We start from the raw sequence: 22379 nt of genomic DNA, 5'->3' as shown, positions 1-22379 counted from the left end.
ATAATTATTGACTTATGTTAAGTCCAATTTATAAAAGATATGAAAAAATATATAGTGCTAGTATTGTTTGTAGTAACAGGATTAGGTTCATCGTTTGCACAAGACTGGCAAACCGATTTTAATAAAGCACAAGAAATGGCTAAATCTAAAGACCTGCCAATTATATTGGTTTTTCAAGGCTCAGATTGGTGTGCTCCATGTATTAAGTTAGATAGGGATGTATGGGCTACAAATGAGTTTAAAGCTTATGCCAAAGAGCATTATGTAATGCTACAAGCAGATTTTCCGCGCAGAAAAAGTAATGCATTACCAGAAGAGCAATTGAATAAGAACAAGGCATTAGCAGAAAAGTATAATAGAAACGGAGTATTTCCTTTTGTTGTAGTTATGAATGCAAAAGGTGAGGTGTATGGAGAAACGAGTTATAAAAAATTAGCTCCTAAAGAATATATAAATGAAATGAATTCATTCATAAAATAAGTTGAAGAACATATTTCTCATACTAGCACTATTTTCTCTTGGGTCACTTGTTGCTCAAGAGCCTTATAAGCGCACCTTAAAATTAATGGGTAGCCGTTTTGATATTACGGTGGTAGCTAAAGATCAAGTTGAAGCTGATGAATATATAGACTTGGCTGTCAATGAAATAACAAGAATAGAGCAGTTAATTTCTTCATGGGATTCAAACTCACAAACATCGGAAGTTAATAGAAATGCAGGATTGCGACCAGTAAAAGTAGATGCTGAATTATTTGATTTAATTCAAAGGGCAATCGGTATTTCTAAACTAACGGATGGAGCTTTTGATGTCAGTTATGCATCTATGGATAAAATTTGGAAGTTTGATGGAAGCATGACGGTGATGCCTTCTACAGATTCGATTAAAGCATCTGTGTCAAAAGTTGGTTTTCAAAATATAGTGTTGGATAGAGAAAGCAGCACGGTTTTATTGAAACTAAAAGGAATGAAGATTGGTTTTGGAGCTATTGGTAAAGGATATGCAGCAGATAAAGCAAAAGACCTATTGATTTCAAAAGGAGTAGTATCAGGAATCATCAATGCATCCGGTGATATGAATACTTGGGGTAAGCAGCCAGATGGTAGCGAATGGAAGGTAGCTATTACCAATCCTATGGATAAGAATAAGGTTTTTGCCTTGTTGCCTATAACTAATGGGGCAGTAGTAACATCAGGTAATTATGAGAAATATGTAACTTTTAATGATGTGCGGTATACGCATATTATTGACCCGAGAAGTGGGTATCCGGCAACGGGTATCATCAGTGTTACCGTGTTTGCCCCAAAAGCAGAATTGGCAGATGCTTTGGCAACATCGGTATTTGTGATGGGCATAGAAGTAGGCTTAAATCGTATTAACCAATTACCAAAAGTAGAGTGTATTATAATCGATGATAAGGGGAATATCATCACATCGAAGAATATAGAAATAGAAAAATCATGATAAAGAAGATTTTGATTATTGCAGTTGTTGCTTGCTCATTTGGCAGCTGTACGGTACTTAAAGAGTACGAGAAAATAAATATTAATGATCCAGATATGGTTTTGCAAGATAAAAAGGCTGACCGTAATGTAACTACCATGCATTCGTACAGAGAAGCTGCTGCTGGGGCAAATGGAGGTAAGACTGGCGGAGGCTGTGGCTGTAATTAGTTAATATGGAATTTCACAAAAAATGAAAATATTTAAATCGATTGGTTTTATAGTAACGTTACTCTTGGTTGCGTCGGGTTATGCGCAACAAGATCAAGATGGTGTAAAGACATATAAGAAGAGAGTTTTAGAAACTACCGAGGTAGATTTCTTGACAAGTTATTACTCGCAAGATGGCGACAACGCAGCGGTAAGTGGAGGATTAGGAACCGAAGAACTTACAGATTTCACAGGTACATTTGTGGTGTCGATACCATTAAACGATGATGATGTACTTACTATTGATGCGGGCGTTTCTGCGTACACATCGGCATCTTCTAGTAATGTTGACCCGTTTGATGGCGGGCAACCGGCAGACCCTTTTGTAGCTAGTTCTGGAGCATCTAGTTCAGATACTTGGGCAAACTTATCGGGCTCATACAGTCATAGTTCAGATGATAGAAATACGATTGTTTCAGGTAAACTATCGGTATCTTCAGAATACGATTATTTCTCTTTAGGTTTCGGTGGTGGATTAACGAAACTATATAATGAAAAGAATACTGAAGTAAGTGTAAACGCCAACGTGTATTTAGATAAATGGAACTCCATTTATCCTTCAGAACTTAGACCTTTTGCAAGTGGCGCTAATGGTTTGGCTAATGGTTTGTTTTCCAATAATACAATTACAGGAAATACTGACTATAGTCCTGTTTTTAATGAATTCACGGATGAAACAAGAAATTCATATTCCGTCGGATTCGGATTTTCACAAATTCTGAGTAAGAATCTTCAAGGTTCATTGGCGTTAGATTTTGTGCAGCAGCAAGGATTGTTATCAACCCCGTTTCAACGTGTTTATTTTGCAGATGTAGAAGATTCATTTATTGATAATTTTCAATTGGCTGATGCTATAGAACAATTGCCAGATAGCCGCTTTAAAGTAGCAGCAGGTGGTCGTTTAAACTGGTATGTAAATGAAACGGTAGTAGTACGTAGTTTCTATCGCTATTACTATGATGATTGGGGAATTAGCTCGCATACGGCAAGTGTAGAGGTTCCTATAAAATTATCCGATAAGTTTACGGTATATCCTTCCTATAGGTATTATCAGCAAACGGCTGCAGATTATTTTTACGGATATGAAGAAGCATTATCTACGGAGACTTTTTACACCTCAGATTATGATTTATCGGAATATTCGACGAATCAATTTGGGATGGGAGTTTCGTATACAGATATATTTACTAAAATGCATATTTGGAAACTAGGTCTCAAAAGTATTGACTTGAAGTTTTATAAATATGACAGGGACACCACTTTTAGTTCTAGCATTGTTACTGCAGGATTTAAGTTCGTAATGGACTAATTGATGATATAAGATAGATTAAAAAGCAGGTCATACGACCTGCTTTTTAGTTTTGGTGAATGGGTTTTAATTTTAAAAGCATTGAATAAGTACCAGATGAAATAGTTAACTTTTCAAAAATATTGATAGCAACAAAATTTTATTTTGAATGGAATTAAGAAAGGAATATGACCTTATTTGTGTAGGTGCAGGTATCATGAGTGCAACGTTGGCATTATTGGTAAAACAGTTAAAGCCAGATCTTAATGTGCTGATCGTTGAACGATTAGATAAAGTGGCGCAAGAAAGTTCAGCAGCTTGGAACAACGCGGGTACAGGTCATTCTGCACTATGTGAACTTAATTATACGCCTGAGGATGAAGCTGGTCATGTGAACATAAAAAAGGCAATTGAAATCTGTACTCAATTTGAAATTTCTAAGCAGTTTTGGTCTTTTTTGGTGCGAGAAGGGTTAATTAGAAATCCTAAATCGTTCATTTCGCCAGTTCCGCATCATAGTTGGGTAAAAGGTAAAGAGAACGCAAATTATTTAGAAAAGCGCTACAAAGCTTTTAAAGAGCATTTTATGTTTCATAGTATAGAGTTTTCAAGAGAGATTGATAAAATGAAAGAGTGGTTTCCGTTGATGATGCATGGGCGTACCGATGATGAAGTAATGGCTGCATCTAGAATAGACAGGGGAACGGAAATGAATTACGGTTCGCTTACAGAGCAATTGTTTGATATTCTTGATAAGGAATATGATACTAGGGTTTTATTTAATACAGAAGTTGAAGATATAGACCCAGACCATGATGAAGATTGGCTGTTAAAAATGGAAGACCTTAATACGGGTACTAAAAGCACGGTAGATGCTGAGCATGTGTTTATAGGTGCTGGAGGTGGTAGTTTATTACTGTTGCAAAAAGTAGAAATAGAGGAGAAGGATGGTTATGGAGGTTTTCCGGTGAGTGGAGAATGGTTAGTCTGCAAGAATAGAGATATAATAGAACAACATAACGCAAAAGTATATAGTAAAGCTGGTATTGGCGATCCCCCAATGTCCGTTCCACATTTAGATACTAGATATATCAATGGAAAACGAGAATTGTTATTTGGTCCTTTTGCAGGTTTTAGTCCTAAGTTTTTGAAAGAAGGTTCAAACTTAGACTTATTTAAATCTATCAATTTTGATAATCTCCCTTCCATGTGGGGTGTGTTCTGGCATAATCTACCACTGACCAAATATTTGGTAGAGCAAGTAGCTATGAGTTTTGAAGATAGAATGGAATCCTTAAGAGCATTTGTGAAGGATGCAAAAAATGAAGATTGGGAAATAGTAGTGGCTGGTCAAAGAGTGCAAACAATTAAGAAGGACGAGTTTGAAGGTGGTTCTTTAGAATTCGGAACACAATTGGTAAGTAGTAAAGACGGTAAAATAACATGTCTTTTAGGAGCATCTCCTGGAGCATCTACATCTGTAAGGATTATGTTAGATGTTCTAGAGAAAGCATTTCCAGAACTAATGTCAACAGAAAAAGGAAAAGAACAATTAGCTAAAATGGTTCCCTTTTATAAAAAGGAAGTGACCAAAGATTTGTTTGATCAAGAACTTGCAAGAGTAACCGAAATTTTAGAATTGTAAAGCAATCATACATTTTCATTTAAGCTATTATATTTCTTATAAGCACTAAATCAATACAATAAAAAGACGGTACTTGCATTATTGTATTTTACCACCCTTGCAACAAATAGAAAATGCGAATTAGATTTCTTTTATTTTTTCTTTTTAGTATTAGTTTTTTCTCACAGGCACAATTAAGCGATTTAGCCAGATTAGATTTTACGTTTATCCCTAATAAAGGATCAGATGTAGAATATACACGATCACGATTTCTAATAAATTACCCAATAAAACTTAAAAAAGAAGGCGAATACGTACTCTTGGGGATAGATTATAGTAACGTACATCTTCGTTTTAAAAGCGATGAATTACCATTTGAAAGAAGTTTATTGAACGATTTTAAATTATTGGATTTTACCATTGGGTATACAAAACCATTAAATAATGGATGGCGTTTGGGTGTTCGTTTTCAGCCAGGTATAAGTACCAATCTTACTGCTAAAAATCTAAATTCTAATGATCTGGTTTTTTCAGGAGATGTAGTATTTATTAAAAAGTTTGAAAATGATTTTGATAAGCCGTCTCGTTTAATTGTTGGATTATCTTATTCGCAAAATAGGGGATATGTTTTTCCGCTACCCTTTATAAGTTATTATAAAAAGTTTAGACCAGATTGGTCATATAATCTTGGTATTCCAAAAACCAATTTACAGTATCACTTATCAGATAAGCACCGGTTTAAATTATTTGGGCAATTAGATGGTTTTACATCTAACATACAAAATGGGGCATTAGTTAACGGAACAGACACTGCTGAAATTATAAATATGTCCTTAATTAATGGTGGTTTACAATACGAGTATCATTTTACAAATCATCTACAATTAGATTTACGTGCAGCTTATAATTTCAGTTTAAATAATAAATTGAAAGATGGTAGTAACAATACATTGTTTACCATAGATAATGATTCTAGAAGTTATTTTAGAGCAGTGCTAAGGTTTAAAATATAGTAGGTTTGAATTGAACCTATAAAAAACGCCGGAAAATTTCTTTTCCGGCGTTTTCGTTTTACAATAGCATAAGGGCGTTAGCCAATTACCGACTTTTCAGTAATAAATGGTTGATTGTAATGTCTTTGACCAGTAGCTTTATATAAGGCATTTGCTAAAGCACCAATAATTGGTGGTAACGAAGGTTCTCCTAATCCTGTTGGATCAATACCGTTATCTACAAAATAAGTTTCTATTTCTTTTGGTGCCTCTTTATGTCTAATTAAGCGATAGGTATCAAAATTATTATGTTGAGGCTTACCATCTTCAAAAGTCATTTCGCTATATGTAGCATGCCCTATTCCATCAATGATTCCCCCTTCTATTTGATTTTTGGCAGCCATTGGGTTTATTACAATTCCGCAATCTACGGCACACCACACTTTATTAACTTTTGGTGAATTAGTATCGTCAGAAAGGTCTAAAACTTGCGCTACATAAGAGTTATGACAATAGTAGGCGGAAACTCCTCTTGCTGCTCCATTTTTTTGATTACTGTCCCAACCAGATTTATCTCTAACCAATTTTAAAACACCGGCATAACGTTCTGGATCATAGTCATTCTTTTCTGGTTCGCCAACAGGATCTTTTATTGCTCTGTCAAACAACGCTAATCTAAATTCTATAGGATCTTTTCCGGCAGCTTCGGCAACTTCATCTAAGAAGGCTTGCTCCGCACCGGCAACAAAATTAGAGCGTGGTGCACGCCATGCACCAGTGGTTACATTGGTTTCTAGACTAAATTTTTCTGCTAGGTAATTATCTACGGCACCGGCAGGAAATCTATTTTCAAAAAGTAAATCGTCATTAGATCCGGCACCTTTTACATGCCAAGCAATTAAATTGCCATCCTTATCCAACCCTGCTTTATATTTTACTTTGTACGTTGGGCGATAGGTACCTTGTGTCATATCATCTTCACGAGTATATACCAATTTTATAGGAGCTTGCATGTGCTGTGAAATCACAGCCGCTTCTACACCAAATGTACCGTATAGGCGTCTTCCGAAACCACCGCCCATTCGGCTCATTTTAATATCAATTTTTTCAACTGGCATGTCCAATCTAGAAGCTAAGGTCTTTTCTAAAAATTCTGGAGTTTGTATTGGTCCGTTAAACAAGGCTCTCTCGGCGGTAACATCTGCATAGAAGTTCATGGGTTCCATTGTATTGTGCGCTAAAAAAGGAGCACTGTAGGTACGTTCTATAACTTTATCTGCTTTTTTAAATGCACTAACTACATTCCCGTCTTTACGGGCCGGTTCTTTGGAAGACGTGTTTAATAATTTAGTTAACGCCTCATCATGGCCTGCAGTGCTTTCCAAGTCACTTGATTTCTCCCATTCAACTTTTAATGCTTTTTTGGCTTGCATACATTGCCAAGTAGATTCACCAACAATAGCAACTAATTTATCTATAGCACCACCATCAGACCATTGTCGTTCAACACCTTCCGGATATACATCAATAGGAAAAACATCTTTTATACCTGGCATTGATTTTACAGTTTCGGCGTCCATTGACTTATACGTCATACCAAAAGCAGGTGGGTGAACAATCATAGCGATCATCATTCCTTCCTCTTGAATATCAATACCGAATAAAGGCTTTCCTGTAACAATATTTGGTCCGTCAACATTTCTTTTATCCGTTCCTATAATATCAAAATCACTAGTTTCCTTTAAGGTTACTTCTTCAGGTACCGACATGGTAGCCGCCGTAGAAGCCATTTCTCCGAAGCTCGCAGATTTTTCTGAACCATCATGGGATATAATTCCCGCTTTAACTGAAATTTCTGATGCTGGTACTTGCCATGCTTCAGCAGCAGCGGCAACAAGCATATGTCTGGCCGTAGCACCTGCCATTCTTAACCCAGACCATCCTGCACGTATAGATTGACTACCACCGGCAAGTTGTCTTTGAAAAATATCTGTATTCAATGGAGCTTGCTCTACAATTACATTTTTCCAATCTACCCCTAATTCATCTGCAACGATCATTGGCATAGAGGTTTTTACATTCTGCCCAATTTCTGGATTTGGCGACATAATGGTAACCATACCGTTATCTCCAATTTTCAGGAAAGAATTAATATCGAACCATTCTTTTGGTATGTTGTTCACCTGCTCTGGAGTTGGTTTACATGAGGCAAGCCAACTAAAGCCTAAAATCATACCGCCACCAGCGAGCGAACTGCTTTTTAAGAAAGAACGTCTATTATATGTTGTTTTTATGAGAGTCATCTGTTTATTTTTTGAAGGTTAATATCCCAAAATTGTGGGCAATTAATTTACGCGTTAGAAATACTCGAAGCATTTTTGATTGCTTTTTTAATTCGCGTATATGTGCCACAACGACAGATATTACCGTTCATAGCATCCTCTATCTCTACATCTGTAGGATTAGGGTTCCGTTTTAAAAATGCACTGGCATTCATGATCTGGCCAGCTTGGCAATAACCACATTGGTAAACATCTTCTTCTAACCATGCCTTTTGTACAGGATGATCTCCATTTTCTGAAAGACCTTCTATGGTAGTGATAGATTGGTCACCAACAGCTGAAACAGGTAGTTGACAAGAACGCACTGCATTATCACCTAAGTGAATGGTACAAGCACCACATTGAGCAATTCCACAACCAAATTTTGTGCCTACCAATTTTAAATGATCACGTAATACCCATAGTATTGGAGTAGATGGGTCAACGTCTACTTCTTGGGTTTTTCCATTAACTTTTAAACTGAAATTCGCCATTAGATTTTAATATTTATTTGAGTCCCTTGAAATTAGGTATTTTTTCAGAGTAAATGCCCAGATTTACAATTAAAAAATCATAAAATTTTACTTGAATTAAGAACTAACACAAATTGGGTGTATTAAGTATATGTGTTTGATATGTAGTTGGTTAGGGTATTTTTTTGTATTCTAACCATTTGTAAGAGGTTTTAATAAGATTTTATAATATAAAATCGAACGAGTTATTTATAAAAGTTATCGTGATACTGGTTTAGAATTTACCTAGGTAATTTTAGATACTGAATTATACCATTCTTTTTCTGATTGAAATGGTTGTAAATACTAGAAAATGATAACTCAAAATATATCAGGCGTTGTTTCTGAATCAATTATAAGTACTGTAGGTAATACCCCTTTAGTACGATTAGATAGAATTTTGGCGGATAATTACTTCAATTTATATGGAAAATTAGAAGCGGCAAACCCTGCAGGTAGCATAAAAGATAGAACGTCTCTTTTTATATTACAAGAGGCACTTGCATCAGGAAGAATTAAAAAAGGGGATACGGTAATAGAATCAAGCTCTGGTAATATGGCACTAGGTTTGGCACAAACATGTTTATACTACGGTCTTAAGCTTATCGTAGTAGTAGATCCTAAGCTAAATTCACACACAGAAAAAATTCTTAAAACATACGGTGTACAAATAGAGCATGTAACAGAACCCAAAAAAGAAGGTGGGTATTTGGCGGCTAGGTTAGAAAGGGTTCAATATTTATTAGACACTATTCCAAATAGTTTTTGGTCCAATCAATACGGTAATCCTGATAATCCTAAAACGCATCATAAAACCATGACAGAAATTGTGGATTCGTTACAGGGCAAATTAGATTATCTATTTGTGGCAACAAGTACTTGCGGAACACTAATGGGATGTGCAGATTTTATCTACGAGAATAAACTGGACACAAAAATTATAGCAGTGGATGCCGTAGGAAGCGTACTATTTGGAGGTCCGCCTTTAAAAAGATTAATACCGGGACATGGTGCCGGGGTCCCTTCTCAATTTTTAAATACTTCTAGAATATATGATCATGTTTATGTTGATGATGTAGACTGTGCTCGTGGGTGTTGGTCTTTATTGGAAAAAGAAGCAATATTATGTGGGGGTTCTTCCGGTGGAATTTTAAGTGCAGTTAAAAAGTATAGTAAGAATATAGAAGAAGGTAGTAATTGTGCAATGTTTCTGTGCGATCGTGGAGAACGGTATTTAGATACCATTTATAATCCACAATGGCTTTTAAACGAATTACCAGAAAGTAAAAATGCATTTACGCCAATAGGCGGTTGGTAGTAAGTTATATGGAGAATAGAAAAACATATCGAATAGGAATTATAGGTTTTGGACCTAAGGGATTCTATGGTTTTGAAAGGTTGGTGGCTTATTTAAGTCAAAATACATTTTATCAACGTATTGAAATTCATATTTTCAATACCACAGAATACTTTGCGGCAGGAGATGTCTACAGAACAGATCAACCGGAATATCTTATAATGAACTATGCGAATAGAAACATTAATTGCTGGTCATTAGAAGAGCCAATGTCAAATGTGGAAGAAACCGCAGATTTTGTGTCGTGGTTAAAAATTAACGGATACACCAAAGCTGCACCTGGAGATTATGCACCTAGAAAGGTTGTTGGAGATTATCTTATACACTGTTTTAAAAGGGTTGTTGACAGTTTACCTAAAAATATAAAAGTAATAACCCACAAAGGTTCAGTAGTAAACGTAGAAAAGAATGAAGAGTCATATTTGGTAATGGGTAGCTACAGAAATATGGGCAATGAGTTTAGGGTTGATTGTCAAAATATATTATTTACTACTGGTCATCATTCATTTAAATCACAACAAACCAAAATAATAAACAATAAAAATAGAATTGATTTTATATACCCTGTTGATGAAAAATTAAGCTCGGTAACAGCTAATTCTTTAGTTGCAGTTAAAGGATTTGGACTTACTGCTTTAGATGCTGTTCTTGCATTAACAGAGGGTAGAGGAGGGGAGTTTAAAAAGAACGATAAGGGAGTTTTAAAATATATTTCATCTGGTAAAGAGCCTTATAAAATTTATCCTTTCTCTAGAACAGGCTTACCAATGGTACCAAGAAATGGTTCTCCAACTTCAGAAATTGAACTTCAATATTTTAGCGAAACGATAGTAGAAAATTTTAAGGAGAATAGACCAATTAGTTTTAATTGTACCCTATTACCCTTGATTAAAAAAGAGTTCTATTTTGCTTTCTACACTGCGCTATTCAATTCTCACGGGCATCAACTTTACTTTGATCAAGATTTCACCGTAATAGAAAATCAGGTAAAGTTTTTTCATGAAGATTTTCCAGAATGCCCTGTATTTAATTGGGAAACTATAGTAGACCCATTTAAAGATGAGCCTGTTTTATCATCTGTAGTTATACAGGTGTATTTAGAATTTTTATTAGAAGAAGCAAAACGAGGAGAAGATAAAAGTCCATTCATGGCAGCCGTAGCCGTATGGAGAAAAATTAGTCCAATTTTTAATGAATTGTATAGTTTTGGAGGTTTAGATGCTGTGTCTCATAAAGAATTTGACACCTATTATTTTGGGTTGTTCAATAGGCTGTCTTACGGTCCGCCGGTTAAAAATTTGCAAAAAATAGTAGCATTGTGTAAAGCAGGGTTACTAGATTTTTCTTTTGCTAAATCGGCAAGTTTTACCGAAAATGAGGAGTGTGGCAGTTTTAGTTTAAAAGTTGAAAACGGACAAGAAACAGCGGTAGATTTTTATATAAATGCTACAATTTCTAGAGCAAAAGGAAAAGACTTTGAGAATGAGTTGTATCAAAATTTAAAAAGAAACAAACTTATTGTGGAGTACGAAAATAAACTGAATACTTCATATAAACCGGGCTGTTTGGCATTGAACGATGATGGAAATCCTATAAACGAAAATGGGCAGATCAATCCAGATATTACATTTTATGGAACACCGACAGAGGGTATAACATTTGATAATGACACCTTATCAAGGACTAGAAATGACTTCGCTACAGGGTGGGCGAAACAGACTACTGCAGCAATTTTAAAAAAAGATGGATCAATCGATAATTATGAAAGAGAAGAAAATGTATTATAAAGGAGCACCAAAAAATGAATTGACACCAATAACCTCTAGTTGGATGCATGAACTGTTCAATGATCAAGATGTTTTAAGAGGGTTAATTGAACGTTATGGTTCTCCCGTAAACATACATCACCTACCGTCTTTCAATGAAAATAGCAAAAATTACAAGGAACTTTTTGAGTCATACGGATTAAAGTATCGCATTTTTTATGCAAGAAAAGCAAACAAATCAAAAGGTTTGGTAAAGCAGGCATTTGCCTCGGGAATAGGTGTAGATACTGCAAGTTATAAAGAGCTAGAACAATCTTTGTCCTTAGGTGGCAATGCAGAAAACCTCGTGCTAACCGCAGCTATTAAAACTGAAGCGCAAATTAAATTGGCTATAGAAAATGGCGTACCTATTATTTTAGATAACGAAGATGAATGTATTTTGACACAATCTATTGCAAAAGAGATTGGTATAATAGCAAATGTTGGGTTTCGCATAAGCGGATTTGAGGTAGATGGAGAAAAGCTGTACAGCCGGTTTGGTTTTGATGTAGATGAGGTAGTTGATTTTATTGGTTCTTATGTTGGGGAACAAAAAACTTTTGATTTTCTAAAAGTTACGGGGCTGCATTTTCATTTAGATGGGTATTCTACCCACCAGCGTAGTGTAAGTTTAATTGCTAGTATTACAATAGCATCGACCTTGAAAGATAAGGGACATGAGTTATCCTTTATAGATATTGGTGGGGGTATTTTAATGAATTATTTGGAAAAAGAAAACGAATGGGTATCCTTCAATGAAAATCTGAAAAAAGCAGTAGTGGAAAACAACAATAATAATATAACATTTAATAACAATGGTCTAGGATTTAGACTAGAGGATGGTGAACTAAGAGGTAAGTTAAATACCTATCCATTTTTCAATACGGTTAACAAAAATTCTTTCCTGAAAGAAGTACTCGATTTTATAGATGAGGAATCTGGGTTATCGGTAGCATCTTTATTACTTAAGAATGATATAGAAATTCGTATTGAGCCGGGTAGATCATTATTAGATCAAGTTGGTATAACGGTCGCAAAAGTTAGTCACAGAAAAAAGGATGCCAAAGGACAATGGCTAGTAGGTTTAGAAATGAATATGAGCCAAATGATGAGTTCTAGTGCAGATTTTTTATTAGACCCTTTTATGTTATATAGTTCTGAGGTGGAGAAAGAAGAGTCTGTAGATGTATTTTTTACAGGAGCTTATTGTTTAGAAAGAGACGTATTGTTGAAACGTAAAATTACCTTACCTAGACTACCGGCAATTGGGGAATATGTAGCATTTGTAAATACAGCAGGTTATATGATGCACTTTTTTGAAACAGAGGCACACCTATTTGAGCTTTCAACTAATTTAATATTTACGGGTTCAAATGAAAAGCTATCGTTTTTTCAATTTATTGATGATAATAAGATTGTATTAAATTCATAATTAATACTTTAAAATAGCATTGTCAAATGCATCAATAACAATGTGTTTTAAGCCAAGATGAATTGCGGGTTGTGAGTACATTGTATCAAAACAATATATCATGAAAATACAAGCATATTTAGCCTTCAACGGCAATTGTCAAGAAGCATTAAACTTCTACGCAAATCTGTTTAACGCAGAAATAAAAAACAGACAAACATATGAGGATATGAAAATTGATGTCCCATCCTCCTTTAGACAAAAACTGCAACACGCAGAATTAAAGGGAAAAGGAGTTCATTTTATGGCATATGACGCTGCTCCAGATACTCCATTGAATAATGGTAATCAAATTAACATGAGTGTTGATTTGAATGATTTAGATGAAGGGAAACAATTATTTAAAGAATTATCTAGCGGTGGTCAAGTACATCATGAATTTAGAGAGCGCGAATGGGGACACTTTGGTAGATGTACAGACCGTTTTGGTATTGGGTGGATGATTAATGTTGATAAATAAAAAGTAATATGGATATAATATATGAGTATGACGGCGTAACAGCTAGTTCAAGATTAGAAGGTTATGCAGCTGAAAAATTAAATAAGCTTCATCATAAATTCGACGACATAATTAGAGCAGATGTTTTTCTAAAACAAGAAAATACATCATCTGATGAAACAGGTATGATCTGTAACATACGTTTAAGTTTACCTGGTCCACGAATTTTCGCAGAAGCCAGCAATGAGAATTTTGAAGAATCGGTGAATGAATCGGTTAGGGAATTAGAACGGCAGCTGAAAAAGCGAAAAGATAAAATGAAAGCTTATTAAATATTAGGCATTAAAAAAGCCCTTGCAATTGCAAGGGCTTTAATTTTTGTTGGAGTATTTTTATCTGTGATTTTCTAAAATCTCAGTAGTTTCCAAATCGTTCTGCAAAAGCTCTTTTTGAGCTCTTATAATTTCTTTTAAGCGATGTGGCATCATAGTTTCTGCCAATGCTTTATCATAATCTAAAATGGCAGCTTTATCACCTCTTACGGCTTCTTCTAGCATTGCTTCATCATTATCTTCTGCAAAAAATGCTTTAACATCCATCCAGGTTCTATGTAATGTTCCTGCACCACTACCTTCAATTTCTACACTGCCCAAATCTAATTCTGGAGCAGCAGCTCTAAGTTCTCTTAGAAATTGCATACGTTCAACGACCTTCTTCTCAAAATAGCTTTTAATTCCTACTTGTTTTGAATTTTCAGATGCTTTTTCGAATCCTTTAATTGCATCTTCATTTTTACTTATTAAGTCCTTTAGACTATCCTCAATTTTTGCTATATCTGTATTCATAATATTATTTTTTAATAGGTGTTTACACCTGTGATTAAATAAAATTTCTACTTCTAAGGTATAGGTATGTCAGCATTAACATTGACTATAAACAATAGTACTTTTGCTTTATTGATTAAACAGCAATATCCCATAAACACTATGTTTTTAATTGTTTTACGCTTATTATTTCAGTGTATAGAGCTAAGAAGAATTAGCAGCTCGTATTATTTTCGGTGAGAACTTTAAAAATAAAATTATGGGACTATCACCACTATTTGGAGTAGCAAAAATGTTAGTAAGAAGTAGAAAATTGAAAATGGCAGCTGTTGGTTTGCAGCTTGCATATTTAGGATATACCTACATTTCAGATAAAAGAAAAAATAAACAGGTATCAAAATAAAGAAATAATTTACATATATAATTGATTTTAAATAGGTTATAGTGTTTTTTGAATTCTATGGTTTATCAATTTTACAAAAACCTATGAATTTTTATTAATAACAGATTGAATGAATTGCTAGACCTTTGGAGTATTAAATCCCCAAAATCTAGTATTATGAACAATTCAATTAAAATCAGCCTTTTGTTTGCCTGTATGGCAACCATGGGTTACGGCCAAGATTTGGCCTACAATGACACTTCAACCAGTTTTCATGAAAAAAAGATTACTGAAGTATCTAATAGAGTAGAGAATTATGAAAAGTTAAAATCACTTGGCTACTCAGATTCTGAAATTTTTGAAGATCTTGGCAATGCCAATTTCCTAACCAAAAAATATGCGAATGCATTATACTGGTATGGTAAGCTAATTGAAATATCTGAAGATGGTACTTTAAAGAAAAGCTATCAGAAGAGGTTTGACCATGCGGTATCTCAATTAGGAAAAGAAGTCCAGAATGAAATTGCCGATGAGAATTGGACGGAATTGGTAAAAGACGATTATAAGATGACGCACACCGTTGTGCCTTCTCGTTTAACATCTAATAATAGAAGAAATTTTTTACCATGGGATGACCAAGGAACAAAAAAAGAATTTGCTTCAAACAGTGCCAAGCCGTTAAATACTATTGGTGAATACGCTCCACCGGTAGCCCTTACCAATGGCGGTAATACGGCGTACTACAGCAAAACAACATACCGAAAGCCAGTAACCGGTATGTTCTCCAAAAAGAAAGAAATTCATAAAATTTACAAAGCCGATAAAATTGGTGGAGAATGGAAAAAAATCACTGAAGTAGCGGTGTGCCCAGGAGACTATTCTGCAAAGCATCCTGCTATTTCACCAGATGGTAGTCGTTTATTCTTTGCCTCAAACATGCCTGGTACCTTTGGTGAATATGATATTTATGTAGCTACCATTCAAAAAAATGGAATGTTAGGACAAGCCAAAAACTTAGGCTCAAAAGTAAATACCGCTAAGAATGATGTTCATCCTAATCCTATCTCAAACGGTAGTTTAGTATTTGCTTCAGATGGTAGAGAAGGGTACGGTGGTCTAGATGTGTATATGGTAGAAGTTGGTCAGCGTAGCGTTGGTCTTGCTGTAAACATGGGCAATACTATTAATAGTTCTTATGACGAATATTCTGTTAACCTATTGCAAGGAGACGGATCTGGTTATGTAGTTTCTAATAGAATTGCAAAAGGCAAGCGTACACAGAATGTAGCTTTTAATTTAAATGATAAACCTATTAATGATAAAGATAGAGACGATCGCTTCTTAGAAGCATTCAACTCAGAAAGACAGACACAGTATTCCAGTTCTGTATTTGAAGATGAATAACCACCCATTATTCATTTCCCCCAATTCATTTGACAAATTCAATTTTAATCGTAAAAATCAATCGTTATGGAAAGTCCGTTAAAAATCAATAGTTTTCTTATTGCATTACTTTTATTGGCCCTTGTCCAAACAGTAAAAGGTCAAGAAACCAATGCAAACTTAGGATCTAGTAGTACATACCACAATCAATTATTCTTCAATCGTTTTTTTATAAACCCAACTTTCTCCTTAGTGCGTGAGAATAAATCATATTTAAACATCCTTCATAGAAATCAATCTGCAACATTCGAGGATAATAGCCAAAACTATTTTCTAGGATTTAGCAACAAATTAAATGATCATACCGCAGTAGGTATTGGTGTATATAGCCAATGGTCTGGTGTTGTTCAAGAGTTCGGATTTAATGCCAATTATGCATCATCAGTTCAATTAGGAGAAAAATCTGTGCTTACATTTGGTACCAATGTTACTTATTTTAACCAAGGGTTAGATAAGAATAGAATTGTTGTAGCTCAAGACGATCCGCAGATTGCAGACTCAAGAAAAGAAAGTAAAATAGCTATACAGCCAGGAATTAATTTATCGCTAGGTAAGTTCGATTTTGGTTTTTATGCAGAAGACTTATTAAAGTACAATCAAACAACGAACGAATTTTTAACTGACCTGTCTACAAAAAGTGTAAAGGGATCAGTACAATATACACACTCATTTGAGCATACAAGGGGTCTTTTTGAAGACGCTCGTTTAATGCCAATGGCTCAAGTAGGTCAAAACTTAGATGGTAGTTTATACTATTTTGGTTCTTTATTATTAGATCTACCAAATTATGGTTGGTTGCAAACCACGGTAGATGAAGAATATGGTGTTGCAGCAGGAGTAGGTTTCAACTTAAGTGAAAAAATGTCTTTAGGATATTTAATGGAGAAAGATTTATCAAGTGAAGATGCAAACCTTGGGTGGAATCATGAAATTACCCTAGCATATAAATTTAAGGATGATGATTTAGCTATCTCTGTAGCCGATAATTCATCAGACAATCAAATAGATAATATAGTACGAAACTATGAGGAGCAAATTGCTCACTTAATAGAAGAGCGTGATAGTGCAAGAAAGTCTGGTCGTAGAAATCAAGAAGCTTCTTCTAATACTTCTACATCTGTTTCAGAAAGTAGCTTGGCTTATGAGAACAAAATAATTTTAGATGAGCTTATACTTCGTCAAGACTCTATTGAAGAACAACGAATAGCGGCTTTTGAAGAACGTTTTGAACTAATAGTTAGAATGTTACGTAATGATATTGATACGACGATAAAAAGCTCTTTACAAGATTTTAGTGTAGAGGATAATACATCTTATGCATCTAATGACATTAATGATGATGCAATGGACTTTATAACAGAGCCTGCAGATGCTTTTGCCACTGCAACGTCATCATCACCATCGGTAGCAACAACTACTTCTTCAAGAAGAGCAAATTTTAAAGAATTACCATCTACAAATAATAACTTTAAAGCATTACCTGTTAAGATGCTGGTAGAATCTGATGTAATAGATATGAACTCTGGTTACTATGTAATTGCAAATGTATATAGTCAAACAAAGTACATGAATGCATTTATGAAAGAATTAAAAGAGAAAGGTTTAGATCCAAAACAATTTTACAATAAAGAAAACGGTCTGTATTACGTGTATTTAGCAGACTACGATTATAAGAATGATGCCCAAATGGCAGCAAGTACAGATTTAAATGGAAAATACAATCAAGAGAAATGGATTATGCAAGTAAACGAATCAACGGCTACTGCGTCTAATACTTTTGAAGATGATTATATAACAAGAGAGTAACGAATTTAAAAGCCATTAATTTTTACGGTTTTATGGTTGATTTGAATTGTCAATAAAAGGAGGGGTATTATCCGGGGGGATAATTGGGTCCCCTCCTTTATTTTTACATTTACAAAAATGGTGATTCTCGATTTTAACTTTATGTTAACTATCGATGAATTACCTTATTTTTTAAGAAAACTTGGTATTTGAACGAAAATTTCTAGGTTTTCAACGGGTATATTACAATAATATCTATATTTCAATCACCAAATAGATTCAAACCCAATTGTATAACCCCAAATCCCCCCACAACCATGAATGAATTTAACCTACGTAATTCCAGTTCCGGAACCCATCTTATTATACATAAGATTTCTATTTTTTTACTGTTAAGAAATCTCATTAATCCAAAGTTTGGCAAACGCCTCAGTATTACAAATTAATTCACTAGCGAAAATTCGTTTTTGATTTAAATTTATGACTGAACAAAGTTGAAGTACAATCTTTTTTTCTGGTTGTTCTTTAGGGCAATAGTTGCCATTATATATGTAAATATGAACCTATAGTCTATACTATTTGGTCACAGTACATATCTATTGTTTAGTTATTCTAGTATTGTAAATACTCAAAAATAACTTTAGTTATTGTTCTGTAATTAGAATGATAGCTGTAAAACTATGGAGATTATGAAAAATTCAAACATTAGAATAATACTATTAGAAAAAGATACATCGTTACATTCTGTATATAAAAATCACTTTGAAGATATCGAAGGATATGAAGTGGTAGGTAGCTATACTTCTGCTAAAGATGCTATAAAAGATTTCAAGTTTACAAAACCGCATATTGTACTTTCTGAAATAGATTTAGATGACATGAACGGTGTAGATGCTATCAAGCTCTTTAAAAAGAAAGACTGGGAAGTAAAAATTATAATGTTCAGTGAAATCAATGATTTCGACATTATTAAAAATGCTTTCAAGAAAGGAGCAAATGGCTATTTGACAAAACCTTTGACTTTAGACAAACTAGAGCATGCTTTGCGTAGTATGGAAAAAGAAGGCGCTGCGATGAGTAATGATATTGTAAAGAAAATTATTAGCAACTTTCATAAAAAGACATTCGCATTTTTCTCTGAACGAGAAAATCAAATTGTAGATTTTTTATGTCAAGGAGCTACTTATAAGATGATTGCACAAAAGTTATTTGTAACCCCAAGTGCCGTAAATTTTCACATTCAGAATATCTATTTAAAACTAGATGTAAACTCTAAATCTGAGGCACTTTCTAAATTAGAACAACTTCAAAATCAACTTGAAGAATATTAAATTGAAGGGTTGTAGTTTGTTATACAGCAGGTAATGCGAAAACCTTTTCGGAAATATTGATTAATATATTTAATATGTAATTAATTGATATTCAGTTAATTGAAGTAATTGTTTGTTGTTTGTAAATTTATAGAAGAAATGCGTTTACGATAATTTTCGTACGGTAAATATCGATTGCATGGTATAGTAGCTATTTTTGGTTTAACTTATTACAGGAAAACCAATTTATACTATTTATGTACCATTTAGGATTAGATATAGGAAGTTCATCTATTAAAATTGCTCTAGTAAATGCTTCTACCGGTAAGAGTGTAGGAGTTGTTACGGAACCTGAGACAGAAATGTCTATGGAAGCTGTAAAAAACGGCTGGGCAGAACAGAGTCCAGAAGATTGGTGGCGCTACGTGTGTAGTGGTATCGATAAATTATGTGTACAGAATTCTATTAATAAAACCGATATTTCTGGTATCGGTATATCATATCAAATGCACGGTCTAGTGCTTATTGATAAAGAAGGTAATCCTTTAAGAAAATCTATAATTTGGTGCGATAGTAGAGCAGTAACAATAGGTCAGAATGCTTATGAAGAAATAGGTGCTGAAACTTGCGATACACATCTTCTAAATTCACCATCAAACTTTACGGCTTCAAAGTTAAAATGGGTAAAAGAAAACGAGCCCGAAATATACTCACAGATTTATAAGATGATGCTTCCTGGTGATTACATCGCCTATAAGTTGTCTGGTGTAGTAAATACTACGGTTTCTGGTTTATCTGAAGGTATTTTTTGGGATTTCAAAGAAGATGCTGTTGCTGATATCGTTTTAGAACATTATTGGTTGGATAAAAATATGATTCCTGATATTGTAGATACGTTTTCAGTACAATCTCAGGTCAATGATAAAGGAGCTACAGAAAGCGGACTTTCTATTGGTACACCTATTTTATATAGAGCAGGAGACCAACCTAACAATGCCTTGACCTTAAATGTTTTTAATCCTGGTGAAGTTGCGGCAACTGGTGGTACATCTGGGGTTGTGTATGCCGTAACAGATAATCTTTCAGTAAAAGAAAGCTCTCGTGTAAACAACTTTGCGCATGTAAATTATTCTCCAGGAAAACCAGCAAGAATAGGGAAATTACTTTGTATTAACGGAGCTGGTATTCAATACAGATGGTTGTTGAATAATCTTAATGTTGAATCTTACGAAGAGATGAATACGTTGGCGAATGAAGTACCAATAGGTTCGGATGGTGTAACCATGATTCCTTTTGGAAACGGAGCGGAAAGAATGCTTAAAAACAAGGAAGTCGGTACTCGTATCGTAAACCTTAATTTAAATAATCATGGTAAAGGTCATATGTGTAGGGCAGCATTAGAAGGTATTGCATTTTCTTTTGTTTATGGCATGGAAATTATGGAGTCTGACGGTATAAAAGTAAATGTAATGCGTGCAGGGAACGACAACCTTTTTCGTTCAGAAATCTTCTCGAATACAGTTGCAACTTTAATAGGGTATGATATTGAGATTTATGATACCACTGGGGCAATTGGAGCGGCAAGAGCGGCAAATTTACATAAGGGCGATTTTGAAGCTTTCGGTAAGGCAATATTGGATAACGATTATGTAATGACCTTCAGCCCTAAAAAAGATAAAAAAGGATACCAAGATGCATATGCAATTTGGAAAAATGAATTGGAATTAATTTTAAACAACTTATAAAATCAATATAATGGCAAACAAGGAATATTTTAAAGGAATAGACAAAATTAAATTTGAAGGAAAGGAATCAGATAATCCTATGGCCTTTAAATATTACAATCCTGATCAGGTAGTGGCTGGTAAGACCATGAAAGATCATTTTAAATTTTCAACTGCGTACTGGCACACATTCTGTGGTCAAGGTTCAGATCCATTTGGTCCTGGAACACAAAGCTTTGAGTGGGATAAATCATCAGATGCTATACAAGCTGCTAAAGATAAGGCAGATGCAGCGTTTGAATTTTTTGATAAAATAGGATTTGATTACTACTGTTTTCATGATTTCGATTTAATTCAAGAAGGTTCAACTTTTGCAGAGTCAGAAAAGAGATTGGCAACAATTACAGATTACTTGAAGGTTAAACAACAAGAGTCTGGTAAGAAATTACTTTGGGGTACAGCTAACTGTTTCTCAAATCCAAGATACATGAACGGTGCCGCAACCAATCCAGATTTTAATGTTTTGGCAAGAGCAGGTGGTCAAATTAAATTGGCTTTAGACGCTACCATAGCTTTAGGTGGTGAAAACTATGTATTCTGGGGTGGTAGAGAAGGTTATATGTCTTTATTGAATACAGATTTAGGTCGTGAGGTTGATCATTTGGGTCAGTTTTTAACCATGGCAAGAGATTATGCACGTAGCCAAGGGTTTAAAGGAAACTTCTTCATAGAGCCAAAACCAATGGAACCTATGAAGCATCAGTATGATTTTGATTGTGCTACTGCAATCGGTTTCTTAAAAGAGTACGGTTTAGAAAACGATTTTAAAATGAACATTGAGGTAAATCATGCAACTTTGGCACAACATACTTTTCAGCATGAGATTGCTGTAGCTGCTAAAGCAGGTATGTTAGGTAGTATGGATGCTAATAGAGGAGATTACCAGAATGGATGGGATACAGATCAGTTTCCAAATAACATTCAAGAAACAACAGAGGCTATGTTAGTATTCTTAGCTGCTGGAGGTTTACAAGGTGGTGGTGTTAATTTTGATGCTAAAATAAGAAGAAACAGTACAGATTTAGAAGATGTATTTCATGCACACATTGGTGGGGCAGATACTTTTGCTAGAGCTTTGATTACAGCAGATAAAATTATTTCGTCTTCTTCTTACAATAAACTACGCGAAAACAGATATAGTTCTTTTGACTCAGGTAAAGGAAAAGATTTCGAAAATGGTAAATTAGATATGAAGGATCTTTACAACATAGCCAAAGAAAATGGTGAGTTGGAATTACAGAGTGGTAAGCAAGAATTGTTTGAGAATATCATTAACCAATACATATAAATTTACAACCCTAAGACTATTTTAAATAGTTGAAATTTGGGTAA

The 22379-nt window shown here is 34.5% G+C and carries 20 protein-coding genes; 17 read left to right on the top strand and 3 right to left on the bottom strand.

What is annotated here, in order from left to right:
- Positions 1-39: 39 nt before the first annotated feature.
- The 6 genes from BM296_RS13485 (at position 40) to BM296_RS13460 (ending at position 5635) form a co-directional block, all read left to right on the top strand.
- Positions 40-480 carry a thioredoxin family protein gene (locus BM296_RS13485; protein WP_091903636.1) on the top strand — a complete coding sequence of 147 codons (441 nt, stop codon included), beginning with the start codon at positions 40-42 and terminating at the stop codon, positions 478-480.
- A 1-nt stretch (position 481) separates the two neighbouring features.
- The gene (locus tag BM296_RS13480; protein WP_091903634.1) at positions 482-1462 is read left to right on the top strand and encodes an FAD:protein FMN transferase; all 981 of its coding nucleotides are present in this window, start codon (positions 482-484) and stop codon (positions 1460-1462) included.
- Entirely contained in the window at positions 1459-1671 is a 213-nt protein-coding gene (locus BM296_RS13475) for a DUF4266 domain-containing protein (protein WP_091903632.1), read from the top strand. Before BM296_RS13480 ends, BM296_RS13475 begins: the two co-directional genes overlap by 4 nt.
- A 22-nt stretch (positions 1672-1693) precedes the next feature.
- Positions 1694-3019, top strand: coding sequence for a DUF3570 domain-containing protein (locus tag BM296_RS13470; RefSeq protein WP_091903630.1), 1326 nt, complete (start codon positions 1694-1696; stop codon positions 3017-3019).
- A 148-nt stretch (positions 3020-3167) separates the two neighbouring features.
- The gene (gene mqo / locus BM296_RS13465) at positions 3168-4643 is read left to right on the top strand and encodes a malate dehydrogenase (quinone) (protein WP_091903629.1); all 1476 of its coding nucleotides are present in this window, start codon (positions 3168-3170) and stop codon (positions 4641-4643) included.
- A gap of 113 nt (positions 4644-4756) precedes the next feature.
- Positions 4757-5635, top strand: a complete 879-nt coding sequence (locus BM296_RS13460; protein ID WP_027067634.1) for a DUF6268 family outer membrane beta-barrel protein — start codon at positions 4757-4759, stop codon at positions 5633-5635.
- Between the two features lie 77 nt (positions 5636-5712).
- Here the strand turns inward: BM296_RS13460 and BM296_RS13455 are convergent, their stop codons facing one another.
- Both BM296_RS13455 and BM296_RS13450 read right to left on the bottom strand, forming a co-directional pair.
- Entirely contained in the window at positions 5713-7917 is a 2205-nt protein-coding gene (locus BM296_RS13455) for a xanthine dehydrogenase family protein molybdopterin-binding subunit (RefSeq protein ID WP_091903626.1), read from the bottom strand.
- Between the two features lie 47 nt (positions 7918-7964).
- On the bottom strand, positions 7965-8429 hold the full coding sequence (locus BM296_RS13450; RefSeq protein WP_091903624.1) for a (2Fe-2S)-binding protein: 465 nt from the start codon (positions 8427-8429) through the stop codon (positions 7965-7967).
- A gap of 331 nt (positions 8430-8760) precedes the next feature.
- Here BM296_RS13450 and sbnA point away from each other — a divergent pair, with 331 nt between their 5' ends.
- The 5 genes from sbnA (at position 8761) to hpf (ending at position 13851) form a co-directional block, all read left to right on the top strand.
- On the top strand, positions 8761-9765 hold the full coding sequence (gene sbnA / locus BM296_RS13445; protein ID WP_091903622.1) for a 2,3-diaminopropionate biosynthesis protein SbnA: 1005 nt from the start codon (positions 8761-8763) through the stop codon (positions 9763-9765).
- 8 nt (positions 9766-9773) lie between these two features.
- Positions 9774-11591, top strand: coding sequence for an FAD/NAD(P)-binding protein (locus BM296_RS13440; protein WP_091903620.1), 1818 nt, complete (start codon positions 9774-9776; stop codon positions 11589-11591).
- Positions 11566-13041, top strand: a complete 1476-nt coding sequence (locus BM296_RS13435) for a type III PLP-dependent enzyme domain-containing protein (protein WP_245787019.1) — start codon at positions 11566-11568, stop codon at positions 13039-13041. The genes BM296_RS13440 and BM296_RS13435 overlap by 26 nt, the downstream gene beginning before the upstream one ends.
- Before the next feature lie 100 nt (positions 13042-13141).
- Positions 13142-13540 (top strand): VOC family protein, encoded by a 399-nt coding sequence (locus BM296_RS13430; RefSeq protein ID WP_091903618.1) that lies wholly within the window; start codon positions 13142-13144, stop codon positions 13538-13540.
- 8 nt (positions 13541-13548) lie between these two features.
- On the top strand, positions 13549-13851 hold the full coding sequence (gene hpf, locus BM296_RS13425; RefSeq protein ID WP_027067627.1) for a ribosome hibernation-promoting factor, HPF/YfiA family: 303 nt from the start codon (positions 13549-13551) through the stop codon (positions 13849-13851).
- 60 nt (positions 13852-13911) lie between these two features.
- Here hpf and BM296_RS13420 read toward each other — a convergent pair whose 3' ends face one another.
- Complete coding sequence (locus tag BM296_RS13420) at positions 13912-14364, bottom strand: ferritin-like domain-containing protein (RefSeq protein ID WP_091903616.1); 453 nt, start codon at positions 14362-14364, stop codon at positions 13912-13914.
- A 238-nt stretch (positions 14365-14602) separates the two neighbouring features.
- Here BM296_RS13420 and BM296_RS19435 point away from each other — a divergent pair, with 238 nt between their 5' ends.
- From BM296_RS19435 to xylA, 6 genes are all read left to right on the top strand, one after another.
- On the top strand, positions 14603-14746 hold the full coding sequence (locus BM296_RS19435; protein WP_155941670.1) for a hypothetical protein: 144 nt from the start codon (positions 14603-14605) through the stop codon (positions 14744-14746).
- A 156-nt stretch (positions 14747-14902) separates the two neighbouring features.
- Positions 14903-16129 (top strand): TolB family protein, encoded by a 1227-nt coding sequence (locus BM296_RS13415; RefSeq protein WP_091903614.1) that lies wholly within the window; start codon positions 14903-14905, stop codon positions 16127-16129.
- 66 nt (positions 16130-16195) lie between these two features.
- On the top strand, positions 16196-17974 hold the full coding sequence (locus BM296_RS13410) for a PorP/SprF family type IX secretion system membrane protein (RefSeq protein WP_027067624.1): 1779 nt from the start codon (positions 16196-16198) through the stop codon (positions 17972-17974).
- 668 nt (positions 17975-18642) lie between these two features.
- Positions 18643-19284, top strand: coding sequence for a response regulator transcription factor (locus BM296_RS13405; RefSeq protein ID WP_091903810.1), 642 nt, complete (start codon positions 18643-18645; stop codon positions 19282-19284).
- 236 nt (positions 19285-19520) lie between these two features.
- Complete coding sequence (locus BM296_RS13400) at positions 19521-21008, top strand: xylulokinase (protein ID WP_091903611.1); 1488 nt, start codon at positions 19521-19523, stop codon at positions 21006-21008.
- 10 nt (positions 21009-21018) lie between these two features.
- The gene (xylA, locus tag BM296_RS13395) at positions 21019-22335 is read left to right on the top strand and encodes a xylose isomerase (protein ID WP_394365307.1); all 1317 of its coding nucleotides are present in this window, start codon (positions 21019-21021) and stop codon (positions 22333-22335) included.
- The last annotated feature ends 44 nt before the right edge of the window (positions 22336-22379 follow it).

Source organism: Maribacter stanieri (assembly GCF_900112245.1).
GTDB classification, from domain to species: Bacteria; Bacteroidota; Bacteroidia; order Flavobacteriales; family Flavobacteriaceae; genus Maribacter; species Maribacter stanieri.
This window is presented reverse-complemented; position numbering and strand designations above follow the sequence as displayed.

Coding starts and splice junctions, on each gene's coding strand:
- BM296_RS13450 (WP_091903624.1), bottom strand. CDS start 8,429: ATGGCGAATTTCAGTTTAAAAGTTAATGGAAAAACCCAAGAAGTAGAC.
- mqo (WP_091903629.1), top strand. CDS start 3,168: ATGGAATTAAGAAAGGAATATGACCTTATTTGTGTAGGTGCAGGTATC.
- BM296_RS13455 (WP_091903626.1), bottom strand. CDS start 7,917: ATGACTCTCATAAAAACAACATATAATAGACGTTCTTTCTTAAAAAGC.
- BM296_RS13460 (WP_027067634.1), top strand. CDS start 4,757: ATGCGAATTAGATTTCTTTTATTTTTTCTTTTTAGTATTAGTTTTTTC.
- sbnA (WP_091903622.1), top strand. CDS start 8,761: ATGATAACTCAAAATATATCAGGCGTTGTTTCTGAATCAATTATAAGT.
- BM296_RS13485 (WP_091903636.1), top strand. CDS start 40: ATGAAAAAATATATAGTGCTAGTATTGTTTGTAGTAACAGGATTAGGT.
- BM296_RS13435 (WP_245787019.1), top strand. CDS start 11,566: ATGAAAGAGAAGAAAATGTATTATAAAGGAGCACCAAAAAATGAATTG.
- BM296_RS13410 (WP_027067624.1), top strand. CDS start 16,196: ATGGAAAGTCCGTTAAAAATCAATAGTTTTCTTATTGCATTACTTTTA.
- BM296_RS13440 (WP_091903620.1), top strand. CDS start 9,774: ATGGAGAATAGAAAAACATATCGAATAGGAATTATAGGTTTTGGACCT.
- BM296_RS13405 (WP_091903810.1), top strand. CDS start 18,643: ATGAAAAATTCAAACATTAGAATAATACTATTAGAAAAAGATACATCG.
- BM296_RS13470 (WP_091903630.1), top strand. CDS start 1,694: ATGAAAATATTTAAATCGATTGGTTTTATAGTAACGTTACTCTTGGTT.
- BM296_RS13430 (WP_091903618.1), top strand. CDS start 13,142: ATGAAAATACAAGCATATTTAGCCTTCAACGGCAATTGTCAAGAAGCA.
- BM296_RS13415 (WP_091903614.1), top strand. CDS start 14,903: ATGAACAATTCAATTAAAATCAGCCTTTTGTTTGCCTGTATGGCAACC.
- BM296_RS13475 (WP_091903632.1), top strand. CDS start 1,459: ATGATAAAGAAGATTTTGATTATTGCAGTTGTTGCTTGCTCATTTGGC.
- BM296_RS19435 (WP_155941670.1), top strand. CDS start 14,603: ATGGGACTATCACCACTATTTGGAGTAGCAAAAATGTTAGTAAGAAGT.
- BM296_RS13420 (WP_091903616.1), bottom strand. CDS start 14,364: ATGAATACAGATATAGCAAAAATTGAGGATAGTCTAAAGGACTTAATA.
- hpf (WP_027067627.1), top strand. CDS start 13,549: ATGGATATAATATATGAGTATGACGGCGTAACAGCTAGTTCAAGATTA.
- xylA (WP_394365307.1), top strand. CDS start 21,019: ATGGCAAACAAGGAATATTTTAAAGGAATAGACAAAATTAAATTTGAA.
- BM296_RS13400 (WP_091903611.1), top strand. CDS start 19,521: ATGTACCATTTAGGATTAGATATAGGAAGTTCATCTATTAAAATTGCT.